This window comes from Paraburkholderia sp. RAU2J, from assembly GCF_003634845.1.
GTDB classification, from domain to species: domain Bacteria; phylum Pseudomonadota; class Gammaproteobacteria; order Burkholderiales; family Burkholderiaceae; genus Paraburkholderia; species Paraburkholderia fynbosensis.
The window spans coordinates 2,667,269-2,683,170 of the sequence record NZ_RBXG01000002.1 but is presented as its reverse complement, the minus strand read 5'-3'; the positions used below and the strand labels follow the sequence as shown (position 1 = coordinate 2,683,170).

The 15,902-nt window shown below is 60.4% G+C and carries 16 protein-coding genes; 8 read left to right on the top strand and 8 right to left on the bottom strand.

Annotated features, from left to right (window positions below; translation table 11 throughout):
• The first annotated feature begins 135 nt into the window (after positions 1-135).
• The 3 genes from B0G69_RS29560 to B0G69_RS29550 all read left to right on the top strand — a co-directional run bounded on the left by B0G69_RS29560 (position 136) and on the right by B0G69_RS29550 (position 2,440).
• On the top strand, positions 136-486 hold the full coding sequence (locus B0G69_RS29560) for an FKBP-type peptidyl-prolyl cis-trans isomerase (RefSeq protein WP_199731420.1): 351 nt from the start codon (positions 136-138) through the stop codon (positions 484-486).
• 100 nt (positions 487-586) lie between these two features.
• Positions 587-1,048 (top strand): DUF488 domain-containing protein, encoded by a 462-nt coding sequence (locus B0G69_RS29555; RefSeq protein ID WP_121323448.1) that lies wholly within the window; start codon positions 587-589, stop codon positions 1,046-1,048.
• Positions 1,049-1,366: 318 nt separating this feature from the next.
• Entirely contained in the window at positions 1,367-2,440 is a 1,074-nt protein-coding gene (locus B0G69_RS29550) for a DUF6765 family protein (protein ID WP_121323447.1), read from the top strand.
• A 75-nt stretch (positions 2,441-2,515) separates the two neighbouring features.
• On the opposite strand, the gene B0G69_RS29545 is transcribed toward B0G69_RS29550, so the two are convergent.
• A complete protein-coding gene (locus B0G69_RS29545; RefSeq protein ID WP_199731371.1) occupies positions 2,516-2,752 on the bottom strand; it encodes a hypothetical protein in 237 nt (78 codons plus the stop codon).
• Between the two features lie 400 nt (positions 2,753-3,152).
• Here B0G69_RS29545 and B0G69_RS29540 point away from each other — a divergent pair, with 400 nt between their 5' ends.
• From B0G69_RS29540 to cls, 4 genes are all read left to right on the top strand, one after another.
• Positions 3,153-3,491: a hypothetical protein gene (locus tag B0G69_RS29540; protein ID WP_121323446.1), complete on the top strand. Its 339-nt coding sequence runs from the start codon at positions 3,153-3,155 to the stop codon at positions 3,489-3,491.
• Positions 3,492-3,699: 208 nt separating this feature from the next.
• Positions 3,700-4,560: an H-NS family nucleoid-associated regulatory protein gene (locus tag B0G69_RS29535; RefSeq protein ID WP_121323445.1), complete on the top strand. Its 861-nt coding sequence runs from the start codon at positions 3,700-3,702 to the stop codon at positions 4,558-4,560.
• A gap of 22 nt (positions 4,561-4,582) precedes the next feature.
• Entirely contained in the window at positions 4,583-5,068 is a 486-nt protein-coding gene (locus B0G69_RS29530; protein ID WP_121323444.1) for a hypothetical protein, read from the top strand.
• Between the two features lie 153 nt (positions 5,069-5,221).
• The gene (cls, locus tag B0G69_RS29525) at positions 5,222-6,484 is read left to right on the top strand and encodes a cardiolipin synthase (protein ID WP_121323443.1); all 1,263 of its coding nucleotides are present in this window, start codon (positions 5,222-5,224) and stop codon (positions 6,482-6,484) included.
• Positions 6,485-6,841: 357 nt separating this feature from the next.
• On the opposite strand, the gene B0G69_RS29520 is transcribed toward cls, so the two are convergent.
• The 5 genes from B0G69_RS29520 to oxlT form a co-directional block, all read right to left on the bottom strand.
• On the bottom strand, positions 6,842-7,384 hold the full coding sequence (locus B0G69_RS29520) for a hypothetical protein (protein WP_121323442.1): 543 nt from the start codon (positions 7,382-7,384) through the stop codon (positions 6,842-6,844).
• A gap of 111 nt (positions 7,385-7,495) precedes the next feature.
• Entirely contained in the window at positions 7,496-7,927 is a 432-nt protein-coding gene (locus B0G69_RS29515) for a PAS domain-containing protein (RefSeq protein ID WP_121323441.1), read from the bottom strand.
• A 99-nt stretch (positions 7,928-8,026) separates the two neighbouring features.
• Positions 8,027-9,277 carry a formyl-CoA transferase gene (gene frc / locus B0G69_RS29510; protein WP_121323440.1) on the bottom strand — a complete coding sequence of 417 codons (1,251 nt, stop codon included), beginning with the start codon at positions 9,275-9,277 and terminating at the stop codon, positions 8,027-8,029.
• Positions 9,278-9,302: 25 nt separating this feature from the next.
• Complete coding sequence (gene oxc / locus B0G69_RS29505) at positions 9,303-11,045, bottom strand: oxalyl-CoA decarboxylase (RefSeq protein WP_121323439.1); 1,743 nt, start codon at positions 11,043-11,045, stop codon at positions 9,303-9,305.
• Positions 11,046-11,109: 64 nt separating this feature from the next.
• Positions 11,110-12,441 (bottom strand): oxalate/formate MFS antiporter, encoded by a 1,332-nt coding sequence (gene oxlT, locus B0G69_RS29500; RefSeq protein ID WP_121323438.1) that lies wholly within the window; start codon positions 12,439-12,441, stop codon positions 11,110-11,112.
• Between the two features lie 640 nt (positions 12,442-13,081).
• Here oxlT and B0G69_RS29495 point away from each other — a divergent pair.
• Positions 13,082-13,471 (top strand): hypothetical protein, encoded by a 390-nt coding sequence (locus B0G69_RS29495; protein ID WP_121323437.1) that lies wholly within the window; start codon positions 13,082-13,084, stop codon positions 13,469-13,471.
• A gap of 67 nt (positions 13,472-13,538) precedes the next feature.
• Here the strand turns inward: B0G69_RS29495 and B0G69_RS29490 are convergent, their stop codons facing one another.
• Both B0G69_RS29490 and B0G69_RS29485 read right to left on the bottom strand, forming a co-directional pair.
• The gene (locus B0G69_RS29490) at positions 13,539-14,186 is read right to left on the bottom strand and encodes a response regulator transcription factor (RefSeq protein WP_121323436.1); all 648 of its coding nucleotides are present in this window, start codon (positions 14,184-14,186) and stop codon (positions 13,539-13,541) included.
• Entirely contained in the window at positions 14,183-15,598 is a 1,416-nt protein-coding gene (locus B0G69_RS29485; protein WP_121323435.1) for a cache domain-containing protein, read from the bottom strand. The genes B0G69_RS29490 and B0G69_RS29485 overlap by 4 nt, the downstream gene beginning before the upstream one ends.
• Positions 15,599-15,902 lie beyond the last annotated feature (304 nt).

The window sequence follows — 15,902 nt, the reverse complement described above, 5'->3', positions numbered from 1 at the left end:
GAAGGCATGCGCCGTACTGCCGCGCGACGGCAAGCGAGATGCGATCCGCTACAATGGCGCGCATTACCCCACTGGAGATTCGCTTTGAAATCCATCGTTGCTTTGGTTGCCGCAGCTGTCCTCTCCTCGACGGCCATGGCCGCCGCGCCCACCACTGACAAACTGCCTTCCGGCGTCATCGTCCAGCATCTGACGGTAGGCACGGGCGCCCAACCGACAGCCGACGATGTCGTCAAGGTCAACTATCGCGGCACGCTGCCGAACGGCACCGAGTTCGATAGTTCCGCGAAGCACGGCGGCCCGGCATCGTTCCCGCTCAATCGCGTGATTCCGTGCTGGACGCAAGGCGTCCAGAAGATGAAAGTAGGCGGCAAAGCCAAACTGACGTGCCCGGCGGCGACCGCTTATGGCGATCGTGGCGTCGGTCCGATTCCGCCGAATACCGATCTGACGTTCGAAATCGAACTGCTCGGCATCGGCAAATAACTCCGGTGCGAAATGCGTCAACAATTGAGCCCCGCTGCGGATGCCGTTGCGGGGCTTTTTGTTGCTCCGGGCGTGGAGTTACCCCTGCTGGGTATTCGTCATGACACGTGAAAAGAACACCGTGCGGGTTGCAACTATCGGTTTCGCCGGCAAGAGCGCCGAGCATTTTTTCGATTTGCTGAAAAGCGCCCAGGTGCGCACCGTTCTCGACATCCGCTTGAATAACACCTCGCAGTTGGCCGGCTTTGCGAAAAAGCAGGATCTTCCCTACTTTCTCCACAGGTTGTGCAATGCAGCGTACGTCGAAATGCCGGATCTCGCTCCCGAGCCGCACTTGCTGAAGCGCTATCAGGCCAAGCAACTGTCCTGGGATCAGTTCACGGCGGAGTACGTCGAGCTGATTGCACAGCGCCGGGTGGAAAGCAATCTGGATGTCGATCTTTTTCAATCGGCTTGCCTGCTTTGCAGTGAACATTTACCCCATCGCTGTCACCGGACGCTTGCGGTCGAGTATCTGAATACGCAATGGAATGGCCGGATGGCGGTTACTCACCTGTGCTGAGGCTCTTATATATATAGGGGGCGCAGGCGGAACTGCTGGAGAGGTCTTCTCTCTGTGCGCGCGACATTGCCCCATCCGGAGGGCGCCTTCTTCTATCGGCATCCCGGAAGTCTGAATGGTCAGGATCGAGCGAGTCATGCCCTTCGGCAAAGCGAATCGCTCCTTATCGCGTGGATCGGCGAATACGGATGAGGCGCCTTTTTTAAAGCCGGACTGCACTCGGTCGTCTACTATCTACTCACGCGCCGACATCGAATTCGCCCTGCCGCGCAGTCGAGAACCTTCGACGTCATCCGTCGCGCGTCAGGAGCGCCAGCCATGAATATCGACTTTCACTATGGTGTGGTCTATATCGCCGCCCGCGTCGGCGGGATGACGGCTGGCGACGCATTGACCGTGGCGCATGCCTGCCAATACGTCGATGACGCGACGACCCGGGGAATACTGCGGTTCAAGGGCGGCGAGACTTTCGAGCGGTTTGCCACCGCGCACAAGCTATTCGACTACGCTAACACCGAGAACGATCAGAACTGCCTCGTGTGGACGCCATTTCATTTTCTGCCGGCCGCGGAAGGTGAAACCCTCGAAGAGAAAGCGATTTGCCGGCCGGACAGCGAGGTCGCCCGCGAAGTGGTGCGGCGTGCAATCCGGCAGCGCGACTCCGAGACGGGTTTGCATCGACTGGGTGTGACGCTTCACGCGTACGTCGATACCTGGGCGCATCAGGGATTCGCGGGAATAGAGAGCCCATGGAATCGGGTGCATCTACTGGAGGCTCAGGATTGCACGCGCAAAGGCTGGTTTGCCAATCTCCAACTCGTGGCAGGCCATCTGCTGGAACACATCGAGGAAGACGTATTGACGCTGGCGCTCCCCGTCGGTCACGGCGCCGCGTTGCACTATCCCGACCAGCCGTGGGCTCGCTGGCATTACATCGACGGCAGAAACAACTTCATCTCGAGACATAACCTGCCGGAGTTCATCGAGGCGGCCGACATGGCTTGCCGCGCAGTGCGCGCTTATGTGGCGGGACGGGAAGACTTCGAAACCCAGCCCGGCTTGCCGGAGGAGGTGAAAGATGCGCTGACCCGTCTGCTCGATACGAACCGCCATGCGGACGATAACGACCGCTTGCTAATCGTTTGCGAGTGGGTAAAAGCCGGCCGCATTCCAGGTTTGAAAGAGCGGATTCCGGCTTATATCGCCAAGGGACGAGGTTCGTGGAAACACATGGCGACTGGTTTGGAGTGCGACGACGACACCGGGGACAGACCGGTGTGGACGAACGCCTTTGAGAAAAGCGATTACCGGCGCTTTCACGACGCGGTCAAGCAACACCGTTTCGTGACGACGCAGGAGATTTTGCCCGCTCACGGATTGCGGATCGCGTGAGTGAGAGGAAGGACTGAAGTTGGAGCCGTCGCCAAGCCTGCGTGATATTGGCGGCGGCTCCTTTTACTGACCAGACTATTGCATCTTGGCTTGCTGACGCTGTGTGGCCTGTTCCTCAGCGTGCTTCTTCGCTACATGCCGTCCGACGATGCAACCGCCCACCGCACCGACGACCGCGTGATGCCCCGCATAGTGACCCGCCACGCCGCCCACGACGGCTCCCTTCAGGCAACCCGCCGCGTTCGCCGTGCCGGACATGGCCGAAGTGAGTGCCGCTGCGGCAAGGGCGACTTTCATAAAACCCGCTTTCATCTGAGAGTACCGTTCTGTTGAGATTGCCGAAGGTGGTGCTGCCCGGGTTCTTTTCAATAGCCAACCCGGTGCCCGCGTTCACGTGTTTCAAGTTCCCGCCGGTTTTCCGCAGGCAAGGTCCGAAGTATAGAAGCGCCGACCCGACATAAGTGAAACAGTGTCGAGAAATCCGTAACGTCGAGTTACCTCTGTCCTCCGTATGCATTTCGTCGGCGTCCAACGTGGTCTTTTCATTGCCCATAGTGCTTTTTTTAAAGCGGGCCGCCGGGAAAGCCAACTTTCGAAAGAAAAATGAACTACTGTCCTTTGAATATTCAAATGCTTGCCTATAGTAGAAACGGCTATTGCTGCGAAGCACGGCAAGCCACCTTTTCGTCGATGCGGGTACGGGGAAACAGAAATGACGCCTTCGAATGCTGCGACCTATCAGTCCGGAGCGTGTACGCCAGAGTCGCTACGCACGCTTGCCGGGTATCTCGAACTGGCGCTCGACGAAGGCGAAAGCGTGGTTCTGATGCGGATTGGCACGCAGGTACGCAACGTTTATGTCGGTGATCCGTCCGGTGCTTTGGAGGATCTCACGGATTCGGGGGTGGTCGATGCTTTTCTGGCGGACGAAATACTGATGCTGACCAGTCTGGGAATCAACCGGATAACGGCAGATGGTCAACAATACCGTTTTGTACGTAGTGTGCGTTACATTGCCGACCGCCAGGCTGTCGTTTTTACGCCTACCTGAGTCGGGATGCCGGAACTGGAAGGAAAAAGAAGAGTCTTCGGGAAAGGAAAAGAAAGAGAGATCAGATAATTCGGTAGTGAACCTGAAAGCTCCGTACTCGAACGCCAGGTGATGGAAATGCGTTGGGTGCCTTAAAACACCACACAGATCTGCCTTTCTTCTTTCATTCATGGCATAGTTCGACGACTACCACATAGGGAGGAATCAAATGCCAACGTTAGAGCAAATCCAGGCAAAGCTGAAGAAACTGCAGGCACAAGCCGATATCCTTGTTGCCAGAAAAGCGCAAGCCGCGGTCGACCAGATTCGCGAGCTGATGCTCAAGCATGGTTTGACTACTGAGGATATCGAAGCCAAAGCAAAGGCGAGGCGCGCGGCGCGCGGCTTGAATGGCCAAGTTGGAACCGGCAAGGCAAAAGCCAGTGCTTCGGGAAAACCGGCGAAATATCGCGACCATAAAACCGGTGCAACCTGGACGGGCCACGGGCGCGCCCCGGGTTGGATTGCAGGCGTGAAAGACCGCACTCAATTCCTGATCGATGGCGCGAGCGAACTCACGTCCGCGGCAAAAGCCGTGGTCGCTCATGCAAAAGCCGGTAAAGGTCAGCCGAAAGGCGCGCAGCCGCCCAAGTATCTCAATCCGAAAACCGGTGCGACCTGGAGCGGCCGCGGTCCGGCGCCCGCATGGCTCGCAACGGTGAAAGACCGCACGAAGTTCCTGATCGACGGTGCAGCGGCCAAGCCCGCGACTAAAGCGGCAACTCAAGCAGCGACCAGGGCTGGCAAAACGAAATCCGCGGCAACCAGCGGTGCGGTGAGCAAGAAAGCCGCGGCGAAAAAAGTCGTAGCGAAAAAGGCCGCCGTGTCCAGAAAGACGGCTGCGAAGAAAGCAACGGCAAGCAAAAAAGTCGCAGCGAAGAAAGCCGCAGTGAAACCCGCCGCGAAGAAGAGCACGGTCGCGAGGGCGGCCCGAAAAGCGCCGGTCCGCAAACCCGCCGCTAAAACCGCTGTGACGAGCACTGGGGCAGCGCCGCAAGCCGCGACCGCGACGGTGCCAGCCAGCGCATGAGCGCAACGGAGTCGTGAAGTAGATGACTAGCACGATCGATTCAGTCCAGCAGGAAGACCAGGTCATCCTGCTGGATTCCGTTCCTCATCCGGCAGCCGATGCCGCCGAACCGTTCATCGTCGCCAGCGACCGCCGGGTGATTCTGGCCTACCCGATTGCGGAAGCCGACTTTGAACGGTTCGGGCCATTCGATCCCGATGACGATCCCTTTTGCACGGTGCTATTTCCCGATGCCGCGTTTCATCGGCTCGGTCCACCGGGCGACGTCGATCTCGAGATTCACCCGCTTGCCATGCAAGGGTTGCTCGGCTATCGGGCACACGAAGTCGTGAATTCGTCGCTGGCGGCGGAAATTGCCACGGTCGGATCGGCGGTGCCGTCATTGCGCCATTTCGTGATTACGTTTCAGGACTCGACGTTCGAATGCGTGGCGTCGGACTATACCGTGGTCGGTGTCTATGGTGCGGGCGAGATTGCGAGCCGGGAAGCGTTCGCGCTGGTCAGGTAAGTCAAAGTAGGCGGCGTAGCAAAGCGCACGCCCGCAACGGGCACGCGCAATGCGTCCGGTTTGCGTGGTTAAAGCCGGACTTCGGGGCCGGCACTCTCCGTCAAACTGCAGGACGTGCGTTACGCGTTCTGCCGCTGAACATCGAGGCCATGCATGCTGACCATTCCCCTTACCGCATTCGTCACGCTGGTCATCATTCTGGTGATCGCCAATCTGTCGAGCGGCGAGAAGAAGATCGAACACAAGATCGAGCGGCTGTATGCGAGCGACGATCCGCAATTTCTTCGTTCAATGGGATTGCTGCTCGGTCCGCCTGTCGTCTCCGGCAATCGCTTTGAAATGCTGCTGAACGGCGACAGCATTTTTCCTTCGATGCTCGAAGGGATTCGCTCAGCGCGCAAAACCATCACATTTGAAACGTTCATTTATTGGTCCGGCGAGATCGGCGAGCAGATAGCCCGTGCACTCGCGGATAAAGCGCGTGAAGGCGTCGCGGTGCACGTTCTGCTCGACTGGGTCGGCTCGTCGAAAATGGACAGGCGTTATCTGGAGATGCTGCGCGACGCGGGTGCGGCAGTGATCCAGTATCACAAGCCGCATTGGACCGGCCTTGGCCGCATGAACGATCGGACTCACCGCAAGCTGCTGGTGATCGACGGCCAGATTGGCTTTACCGGCGGTGTAGGCATCGCGCCGGAATGGACCGGGCACGCGCAGGATGAAAAGCATTGGCGCGATACGCATTTTCGCGTGGCCGGTCCGGTGGTCGGACATATGCAAGCGGTGTTCATGGACAACTGGGTCAAGGCGACCGGCAATGTACTGCACGGCTCGGACTATTTTCCGCACGTCGAACCACAGGGCGACGGTCTCGCCCACATGTTCAGCAGTTCGCCGTCGGGCGGCAGCGACGATATGCAGCTGATGTATCTGATGGCGATCACCGCCGCCACGCATAGCATTCATCTCGCGAGCGCCTACTTCGTGCCGGACAAGCTGACTATCAACGCGATCGTCGAGGCCACGAAACGCGGCGTGAAAGTGCGGATCATCACGCCGGGCAAACGCATCGATACGCACACGGTGCGCGAAGCGTCTCGAGCCTGCTGGGGCGATCTGCTCAAAGCGGGCGTCGAGATATTCGAGTACCAGCCGACCATGTTTCATTGCAAATTGCTGGTCGTGGACGAGTACCTGGTGTCGGTGGGTTCGACCAATTTCGATAGCCGTTCTTTCAAGCTGAATGACGAAGCGAACCTGAATATCTACGATCGCGACTTTGCGCGCCAGCAAACTGCCACCTTCGCGGACGACATCGGGAAGTCGCAACGCATCACGCTTGAAACGTGGATGCACCGTCCGCTGACCGAAAAGCTGATTGAGAAGTTCGTATGGATACTGGACACTCAACTGTAGAGCACGGTCAATTGATGAAAGTCAAATACCAGGGCGAACGCTAAAACGTCTGCGACTTGGTACCGACTGGAGAACCGCGCCACTCAGGTAGGCTTCGACGGCACCGGGAGCCGGTGAGTGGCCGCCGTCCGATGCCATGATAGTAGACTCGCCTGGCGCCGCCTGGGCGTGCCGATAGGCGTTCGCTAAGCCGCGCGATTCCAGGGTGACCGGACGATCCTCCATGCGATCTCTGTGTTGTCATTGTTGTGCTGACCGGGTATGTCGGGTCGCCGATGTTAGCAATGACGTCGACAAGGCCAAAGATCGATTTCTGCGTTGCTATGAAGAATTGCCGATATAGCTGTGGCAGCGTCGCTAGTTGCCCGGATCGAGTACTGGCTTGTCCGGGTTCGCCTGTGTTCGATAGGGCAGTTGCGCGGCATGCGGGTCGACGATCGTGTTGTCGATCACGCGTTCGACGTCCGCTGTCTTCGCAAGCTCGGCGAGGAACGTGCGCTTGTCGAAGCCGGGCGCGACGCAGCCTTCCACGTAGATGAAGCGGCGTTGCAGCGTGAGCCACAGTGTCGACTGTTCGCGCCAGTGCGTCGCATAGTTGATGTTGGCAAGACGCCGCTGCACAGCTTCGGCGATTTCCGCGTCGTACAGATAGGCGTTCGACAAACGGCAGCGGCCCTCTATCCAGCAGCTATTGCCACGTTCGATCCGGTAATGGCTGTCGTCGAGCCATTCCTTTTCCGTTTCGAATGGACCGAGTGGTGTGGGGCACTCGCTGATTGCCCTGGAGATCTGAAAGAACGGGTCGTGGCCGCGATTCACGCGCGGTTGTTCCGCATGAGCTTGAATCGCGGCCGTGCAGACCAGCAGACAGGCGAGGCGCAATTCGATCAGGCGTGTCATCTTTAACCCGCTCCAGGTGTTGGCCGTTCAACTGTAAGGAGTTGAACGGCAACCCTATTTTTACACCTGATGCGGGCAAGTGCTTGACGGACAACGGGCGACGACGGCCACTCACGCGCCTGCGGAGGCTTCCAGTTCCGCCAGACGTTTGCGTAGCAGTCGATCCTCCTGGAAGCGGGTGGATTCGTCCCGGATCACGGCGACGATGCCGCTGAGTTCGTTTTGCGGCGAATGCAGCAGCGCGACGGTGAAGGCGATCGACATTGACCGTCCGTTCTTATCCACTGCGGGGACACGCAGCACGTCATTGCCGTAACGGGTTTCACCCGTTGCCATGGTCTTGTGATAACCGTCCCAATGGCGGCCACGCAGGCGTTCAGGAATGATCAGGTCCAGTGACTGTCCGAGCGCCTCGCTTTGCGTAAAGCCGAACATGCGTTCAGCCGCTGGGTTCCAGAAAGTGATGCTGCCGCCGGCATCGGAGATGATGATGGCGTCGCCGATTGCGTTGGCGAGTTGCTGGAAGTCGATGGCGGTTTGCACGGCGGTCCTCCAAAGTGAACACACGGATTTGAAGCGGATGCAGCGCCCTCACGGGCGCCGCATTTTCACGTCAGAGCCCGAAGCGGGCTCCTATCACCGTTAAACTGCCTTGATTTCGCGTAGATTGAAGATGTCCTGCCGGCTGTAGCCCAGGCCCAACAGCACCTCGTCCGTATGCTCTCCGAGCAGCGGCGAGGCGGTCACTTCCGGCTTCATATCCGAGAACTTGATCGGGCTGCCGACGGTCAGATACGAGCCGCGTTTCTTGTGCGGCACTTCGACAATCGTGCCGCTCGCGCGCAATGACGGATCGTTAGCCAGTTCTTTCATCGTCAGCACCGGTGCGCACGGAATGTCGAACTTGCGCAGGATGTCGACCGCTTCGAACTTGGTCTTGTCGGCGAGCCACGCTTCGATCGTCTTGAAGATGTCGAAGATGTGCGGCTGACGCGCTTCCGCGGTCTTGTAGGACGGGTCATCGATCCACTCGGGCTTGCCGAGTGCCTTGCAGATCGGTTCCCACGCGTGGCCCTGGATCGTGAAGTAGATATAAGCGTTCGGGTCCGTTTCCCAGCCCTTGCACTTGAGCACCCATCCCGGCTGACCGCCGCCACCCGCATTGCCGCCGCGCGGCACCACGTCGCTGAATTCGCCGTGCGGATACTGCGGATATTCCTCGAGATAGCCGACCCGTTCCAGCCGTTGCTGGTCACGCAGTTTCACCCGGCACAGGTTCAGCACGCTGTCCTGCATCGACACGGCAACCTTCTGGCCTTTGCCGGTTTTATCGCGGCCGAGCAGCGCGGTCAGAATGCCGATCGCCAGATGCATACCGGTGTTGCTGTCGCCGAGCGCGGCGGCGCTGATGGTCGGCGGGCCGTCCCAGAAGCCGGTAGTGGAGGCCGCGCCGCCCGCGCACTGCGCGACGTTTTCATAGACCTTCAGGTCGTCGTAGTGATGGCCGTCGCTAAAGCCCTTCACCGAAGCGACGATCATCTTCGGATTGAGTTCGTTCAGGCGTTCCCACGAAAAGCCCATCCGGTCCAACGCGCCCGGGCCGAAATTCTCGACCAGAACGTCGGACTCACGAATCAGCTTTTCGAGCACTTCCTTGCCTTCAGGCTTTTTCGTGTCCAGCGTGAGCGACTTCTTGTTGCTGTTGAGCATGGTGAAATACAGCGCGTCGGCATCGGGGATGTCGCGCAGCTGGTTACGCGTCACGTCGCCCGAACCGGGTCGTTCGACCTTGATCACATCGGCGCCGAACCAGGCGAGCAACTGCGTGCACGCCGGACCTGCCTGAACGTGGGTGAAGTCGATGATCTTGATGCCTTCTAGAGGTTTGGTCATGTCGATAGCTCCGTAGTTGCCCTGATTACTTTTTCATTGCCGCGCTTTGCGGATTCAGATTGGTCAGGCGGCCGCTCTCGGTGCCCGCCGCTTCATCGATGACGGCATTGATCAGGCTCGGTTTGCCCGATGCGATCGCTTCGAGCAGCGCCTTCGTCAGTTCTTCCGGTGTGCTCGCGTGATAACCGACGCCGCCGAACGCCTCGATCATCCTGTCGTAACGCGCACCCTTTACGAAGACGGTCGGTGCGACGTCCTTGCCGCCGGTCGGGTTCACGTCGGTGCCGCGATACACGCCGTTGTTGTTGAATACGATCGTGCAGACGGGCAGTTCGTAACGGCAGATCGTTTCGAGTTCCATCCCGCTGAAACCGAACGCGCTGTCGCCTTCGATCGCGACAACCGGTTTGCCGGTCGTGACCGCCGCGCCGATGGAGAAGCCCATGCCGATACCCATGATTCCCCACGTGCCCGAATCGAAGCGTTTGCGCGGCTCGTACATGTCGATAATGCTGCGCGCGTAGTCGAGCGTATTCGCGCCTTCGTTGACGACATTGATGTCCGGACGCGTCTTCAGCACATCGCGAATCGCACGCAATGCGCTGTGGAAGTTCATCGGCGACGGGTTCTTGTCGAGCGTCTCGGCCATCTTGGCGAGATTCCTGTTCTTGCGCTCGGCAATCGCGCCGAGCCACTCGGCGCCCGGTTTGCGGAAGCTAGCATCGATGCCGGCGCGCAGTGCGGCCACGCATGAACCGATATCGCCGATGACCGGCGCGGCAATCGCGACGTTGCTGTCGATTTCGGTCGGCGAGATATCGACCTGGATGAATCGCTTCGGCTGCGCGCCCCACGTTTTGCCTTTGCCGTGCGAAAGCAGCCAATTCAGACGCGCGCCGATCAGCACGACCACGTCGGCCTCCTGCAGCACGAACGAGCGCGCCGCCGACGCCGATTGTTCATGCGTATCGGGCAACAGGCCCTTGGCCATCGACATCGGCAGATAGGGAATGCCGCTTTGCTCGACGAAGCCGCGGATCTCCGCGTCGGCCTGCGCGTACGCCGCGCCTTTGCCGAGCAGGATCAGCGGACGTTTGGCGCTCTTGAGCACCTCGATCGCACGCTTGACGGAGTCCGGCGCCGGCAACTGGCGCGGCGCAGCGTCGACGACTTTCACGAGCGACTGCTGCGCCTTCACGGCATCGAGCGTTTGCGAGAGCAGTTTGGCGGGCAAGTCCAGATAGACGCCACCGGGGCGGCCCGACACGGCGGCGCGGATCGCACGCGCCACACCGATGCCGATGTCCTCCGCATGCAGCACGCGATACGCGGCCTTGGCATATGGCCTGGCCGCATTCAGCTGATCCATTTCCTCGTAATCGCCTTGCTGCAGATCGACGATTTCGCGTTCGCTCGAACCGCTGATCAGAATCATCGGGAAACAGTTGGTGGTCGCATTGGCGAGCGCCGTCAGGCCGTTCAGAAAGCCCGGCGCCGACACGGTCAGGCAGATGCCCGGCTTCTGCGTGATGTAACCCGAAATGGCGGCCGCGTTGCCTGCGTGCTGTTCATGACGAAAGCCGATGAAACGCATTCCTTCCGCTTGTGCCAGTCGCGCCAGGTCGGTAATGGGAATGCCGACCAGACCAAAAATGGTATCGATGTCGTTCAGTTTCAGCGCATCGATGACGAGATGGAATCCGTCGGTCGTTTCGGTCGCCTGTTGTTTCAACGTGTCCTCCGTTGTGGACTGGTCGGCTTCTGCCATGACATCTCTCCTTGTTGGCGGGGCATTGTGTGGTGGGTCGTGAGCGGCGCGCTCACACGGGCGTTTATTCGGATGAGCCGCTGGACCACGGCTGCAGCCGTGGTTCGGGCGCGGCTACGCCGGCTCGCGCGCCCGAGTTTTCGATCCAGCGCTTTCTCATGGGGGCAAGGATGAACTTCGCGGAGACGGCGGCGGCGATCGAGATGACTGCTGCCGAGATGAACACCGTGTTCCATCCGCCGTTCGCCGACAGCAGCGAGGCGATCGGCACCAGCATCGCCGCCGTACCCTTGGCGGTGTAGAGCGTGCCCGCATTCGCAGCGGCGTGTTTGCTGCCGAACGTGTCCGCGCAAGTCGCGGGGAAGATCGAGAAGATCTCGCCCCAGCAGAGGAAGACAGTGGCTGCGAAGAACATGAACGCATACGGGTTGTGGCCGAACTGCATCAGCCCCAGCAGCGCGACGCCTTCACCGAGGAAGATCATGAACATCGTGTTTTCGCGGCCGATGCGGTCTGAGAGAAAGCCGCAGAGGGGACGGGTGAGGCCGTTGCACAAGTTGTCGATCGACAGCGTCATCGTGAGGAGCGGCAGCGTGATGCCGATCAAACTCACGGGCAGCTTGGCAAAACCATATTCCTTCGCGATGGGCCCGAGCTGCGCCGTCGCGATGATGCCGCCGGCTGCCACGAATACGAACATGAAATACAGCACCCAGAAGAGCGGCGAGCGGATCATCTGGCCGGACGTGTAATCGATCTTGCTGGCAACGATACGTTTGGTCGGGATCGCATTGGCGGGCGGCTTCGGCCGCACCATCAGGGTGGCGAGCAGCAGGATGAAGACACCTTGGAAAATGCCGAAGAACATGAATGCGTGCTCGTAGCCCGAACGCTGGATCATGTTGGCAATCGGTATCACCGTGACGGCCGCGCCGGCGCCGAAACCCGCTGCGGTTAGCCCGGCCGCGAGACCGCGTTTGTCCGGAAACCATTTGAGCGCCATGCCGACGCAGGTGCCATACACGCAGCCCGCACCAATGCCGGCGATGACCGCTGCGACGTACAGTTCGGCGAGACTGGTCGCATGTGCGTTGATGATCCAGCCGAGCGCTGCGCACAATGCGCCGCCGCTCACCACCGGGCGCGGCCCGAACTTGTCGACGAGCCAGCCCTCGACGGGCACGAGCCAGGTTTCGGTGACGATGAAGATCGTGAAGGCGGTCTGGATCGCCGCCTGGCCCCAATGGTGAGCGTTGTCCATCGGTACGACGAACAGCGTCCACGCATACTGCAGATTCGCCACCAGGCCCATGCACATGATGCCGATGGCGAGTTGCACCCACCGGTGTTGCCAGAATGGTGCGCTGCCGCCTTCCGATACGTTGGAATGTCCCATGTCTCCGTCTCCTGTTCTGCCGCGCTCGAGTGGCGCGTTGAACTTACGTGATCGAATCGCTTCGTCGCCGTTTGCCTGCGGGCGATGAAGCGCCAATGGTCGGCCAGAAAGCACTGCACTCGCGAAAACCCTTACTCGCCGACGCACAACTGTTGAGAGAACGCTATTGCACGTGCAACGTGTGTGAGGGGATGCTGCGCGAGAACGGCAATAAACGAAAGTTAAAACATTTTATGGTTTGTATTAGGCATCCATAATATTAGGGTCTACCCTTTGGACTTGGAGGGGTGCGGAAACACGACATTTCTCCGTGGGGCGGGTTTCCCCGAGGTTGGTTGACTCGTGATTTTTTGCGCGCGGGCTGACGAACGCGGGGCCGTTCGGCGGGCGGTCGCTGTGAAAATTGAGCGAATCGAAAAGCATGCACGACGGGGTTCTCGCGGCGCAGGAGGTCGTTGGATTTCCTGCGAGACCGCGCATGCGGGAGGTAAAGGAACTGGATCTCCGACCACCATCGCTGCCGCACCGGCGATCGCATGTATAAACAAAACACTATCGTTTTTCGAAGAAACTTTAACTATTGTTTATTCATGGGCGCTCCTATTCTAGGTTCAATGTCATTTGCCGGAAGGAGACGACCATGAACCCAGCTCAATTGCATGCTCGCGACAGCGAGCACGATGCGCAAGTCCAGGCGCAACTGTGTGCCTATAACGCCGCTTTCGACGAACTCGGCCTGCGCTTCCGTTGGGATGAGCGCACGCTGACGACGCTGGCCATGATCGACGGCGAACAGGAGCAGATTGCCGCGTACATCGAAGCGCAGCATCCGCACTTGCTGAAAGCCTATAGCGCCGAATTTCTGAGCCGCGCCATTCTCGAGAAGAAACACGCCCGCTATCCAGTGCGCTTGCAGATACGCGTCGATAGTGCGACGCCTGCGAGCCACGTGATGCGACAATCACAGACGAGCCGCCGGTCCGAACGCCCGTCGTACGAAGTGGAATTGCCGGCGCTAGTTGGCGTGTAGACGGCGATGCGCGGGATGAGGGCGCCGGCTGCGGGACGGCTACGCGCCCTGTTAGCGCTTTAGCGCCTCACCGCTGCGTGCGCCGATTTTCCACCGCGAACTTGATCAGTTCCGCCTGACCTTCAATATCGAGCTTGCGCTTCAGATTCAACCGGTGCGTCTCCACCGTCCGCACGGACAGATCGTTGCGCTGGGCGATCTGCTTGCTCGACAGGCCCTCGGCCAACGCATCGAGAATGTCGCGCTCGCGCGGCGTGAGACGTTCGACCGGCGATTGCGTCGCCGTCGCCTGGATCAGCCGCGCGCCGAGCCCCGCGCTGAAAAACGTCTTGCCGTCGAGCACCGCCCCGATCGCCTGAATGATTTCGGTGGCGGGCGAGTCCTTGAGCACGTAGCCGCTCGCGCCCGCGCGAACCGCCTGGGTCACGTATTCGAGGTTGTCGTGCATCGACAGCATCAGCACGCGAATCGCCGGAAAGCGCTCATGAAAGAGCCCCGCCAGCGCGATGCCGTTCATCCCGTTCATGCCGACGTCCATCAGCACCAGATGTGGCGTCTCGCTCGCGGCGACTGTTAGCGCCTCCTGCGCGTTGCCCGCTTCGCCCACCACTTCGAAGTGGCGCACCGCTTCGAGACGCGCGCGCAGACCGTCGCGCACGAGCGGGTGATCGTCGACGAGAAGCAGGCGCGCGATGGCGAAAGAGGTGTCGTTCATGAATGGATTTCCTGCAGGGGCGGCTGCGCCGCCTCGGATGTGCCGAGCGGCACGCGCGCGGTGACGAGCGTATGGCCGGTTTGTGAGGCGAGCGATAGCTTGCCGCCGAGCGCTTCGAGCCGCTCGCGCATATTGCGCAGACCGATGCCCGAGCGCCGGCCGACGAAAGCGTGCGTTACGTCGAAGCCGCGGCCATTGTCAGCGATCGTCAGCGTGACCGCGTCGTGAGAGATGTCGAGCGCGAGCGCCGCGCTCGACGCCTGCGCATGGCGCACGATATTGGTCAACGCTTCCTGGGCGATGCGAAACAGCACGGTGTTGACGGTGTCGGGCAGCGTTGCCGCATGTGTGTGCGTGATCTGCGTGAAGCCGATCTCGATGCCGGACTCCTCGCTGAGTTCGCGCGTCAGTTGCTCCAGCGCGGCCGCAACGCCGAGATCGTCGAGCATCGACGGACGCAGCGCGTGAGAAATACGCCGCACTTCGCGCAAGGTATCGCCGAGCCGCGTGAGACTGGTGGTGAGCGCGGCTTCGGCGGCGGGCACGCGCGCGTCGGCGCGCTCGAAGCGCGCGAGCGCGGATTCGAGCAGCAGCTTCACAGACACCATCATCTGGCTGATGCCGTCGTGCAACTCGCGCGACAAACGCGCGCGTTCGTTTTCCTGCGACTCGACCACCTGCTGCGCGAGCCGCTTCAGTTTCGCGTCGGCGCTGCGGTATTCGGTGACGTTGAGCACGAGCGCGCACAGCGCGATCACGGCGAGCCCGGCCACGGCAATGGCGTCGATCCACTTCATCGTGCGATCGATGTTGGCGGCCGCGCCTTCGTCGATATGCGCGAGCGTCGTGTCGACGTCGTCGAGATAGATGCCGGTGCCGATCATCCAGCCCCAGCGTTCGAGCGGCACCACGTAGCCGAGTTTCGACGCGATCTTGCCGGTCGACGGACGATGCCACAGGTAACGCACGTAGCCGCCGCCGCGCGAGGCCGCGGCGACCAACTGCTGGATCGTCGGCGTGCCCTGGCTGTCACGCAGCGCCCATAGATCGCGTCCGACCAGATCGGGCTCGCGTGGATGCATCAGCGAACGGCCGTGCATGTCGTAGACGAAGAAGTAGCCGTCCTTGCCGAAATCCATTTTTTCCAACACGTCGAGCGCGCGCATGCGCAGCAGCGCATCGTCGCGCGCGTTGTCCTGGCCGGCATCGTAAAGCGGCGCGATCGCGGTGGTGGCAAGCTCGACGTAATGTTTGAGCTCGATTTCCTTGCTCGCCATGTACGCGGCCTGGGTGGTCGCGTGCTGCGTTTCGGCGAGCGCCGTGGCTTCCCGGCGCACGCCGGTTTCGATGCTGGCGATAGCCGCGAGAAAGGGCACGATCGCCAGCAGGACAATCTTCGCTTTGAGTTTCATCGTTGAAAAAACAGCCGACAGGCTACGTAGTATTACGTAACCGGCTTACGTAGTTGCGCGCTTGTGAGGACGCTCACGAAGGCGAATACTACATCCCCGCGGCAACCCGCGCGCGGCGGCTCCCTTTGGCCTGTTGCGCGCGTCGATTCGCGTGGCCGCACATGCCGGGTCGCCCCGGTATGTTCGCAAACAGGCGGGAGACGCCTGCATCCGGTTTTCTGCCCAAATATCAGATCATCGGTTTTCCGTGCGCGGGGCCTGGAGCCATGGCGTGCGGTGTCGATAATAGACCTAGGAGAAGTTC

Excerpts from the sequence above, each read along its gene's own strand:
- B0G69_RS29520 (WP_121323442.1), bottom strand. The coding sequence starts at position 7,384 with ATGACACGCCTGATCGAATTGCGCCTCGCCTGTCTGCTGGTCTGCACG.
- frc (WP_121323440.1), bottom strand. The coding sequence starts at position 9,277 with ATGACCAAACCTCTAGAAGGCATCAAGATCATCGACTTCACCCACGTT.
- B0G69_RS29530 (WP_121323444.1), top strand. The coding sequence starts at position 4,583 with ATGACTAGCACGATCGATTCAGTCCAGCAGGAAGACCAGGTCATCCTG.
- B0G69_RS29495 (WP_121323437.1), top strand. The coding sequence starts at position 13,082 with ATGAACCCAGCTCAATTGCATGCTCGCGACAGCGAGCACGATGCGCAA.
- cls (WP_121323443.1), top strand. The coding sequence starts at position 5,222 with ATGCTGACCATTCCCCTTACCGCATTCGTCACGCTGGTCATCATTCTG.
- B0G69_RS29560 (WP_199731420.1), top strand. The coding sequence starts at position 136 with ATGGCCGCCGCGCCCACCACTGACAAACTGCCTTCCGGCGTCATCGTC.
- B0G69_RS29540 (WP_121323446.1), top strand. The coding sequence starts at position 3,153 with ATGACGCCTTCGAATGCTGCGACCTATCAGTCCGGAGCGTGTACGCCA.
- B0G69_RS29555 (WP_121323448.1), top strand. The coding sequence starts at position 587 with ATGACACGTGAAAAGAACACCGTGCGGGTTGCAACTATCGGTTTCGCC.
- oxlT (WP_121323438.1), bottom strand. The coding sequence starts at position 12,441 with ATGGGACATTCCAACGTATCGGAAGGCGGCAGCGCACCATTCTGGCAA.
- B0G69_RS29485 (WP_121323435.1), bottom strand. The coding sequence starts at position 15,598 with ATGAAACTCAAAGCGAAGATTGTCCTGCTGGCGATCGTGCCCTTTCTC.
- B0G69_RS29490 (WP_121323436.1), bottom strand. The coding sequence starts at position 14,186 with ATGAACGACACCTCTTTCGCCATCGCGCGCCTGCTTCTCGTCGACGAT.
- B0G69_RS29550 (WP_121323447.1), top strand. The coding sequence starts at position 1,367 with ATGAATATCGACTTTCACTATGGTGTGGTCTATATCGCCGCCCGCGTC.
- B0G69_RS29535 (WP_121323445.1), top strand. The coding sequence starts at position 3,700 with ATGCCAACGTTAGAGCAAATCCAGGCAAAGCTGAAGAAACTGCAGGCA.
- oxc (WP_121323439.1), bottom strand. The coding sequence starts at position 11,045 with ATGGCAGAAGCCGACCAGTCCACAACGGAGGACACGTTGAAACAACAG.
- B0G69_RS29545 (WP_199731371.1), bottom strand. The coding sequence starts at position 2,752 with ATGAAAGCGGGTTTTATGAAAGTCGCCCTTGCCGCAGCGGCACTCACT.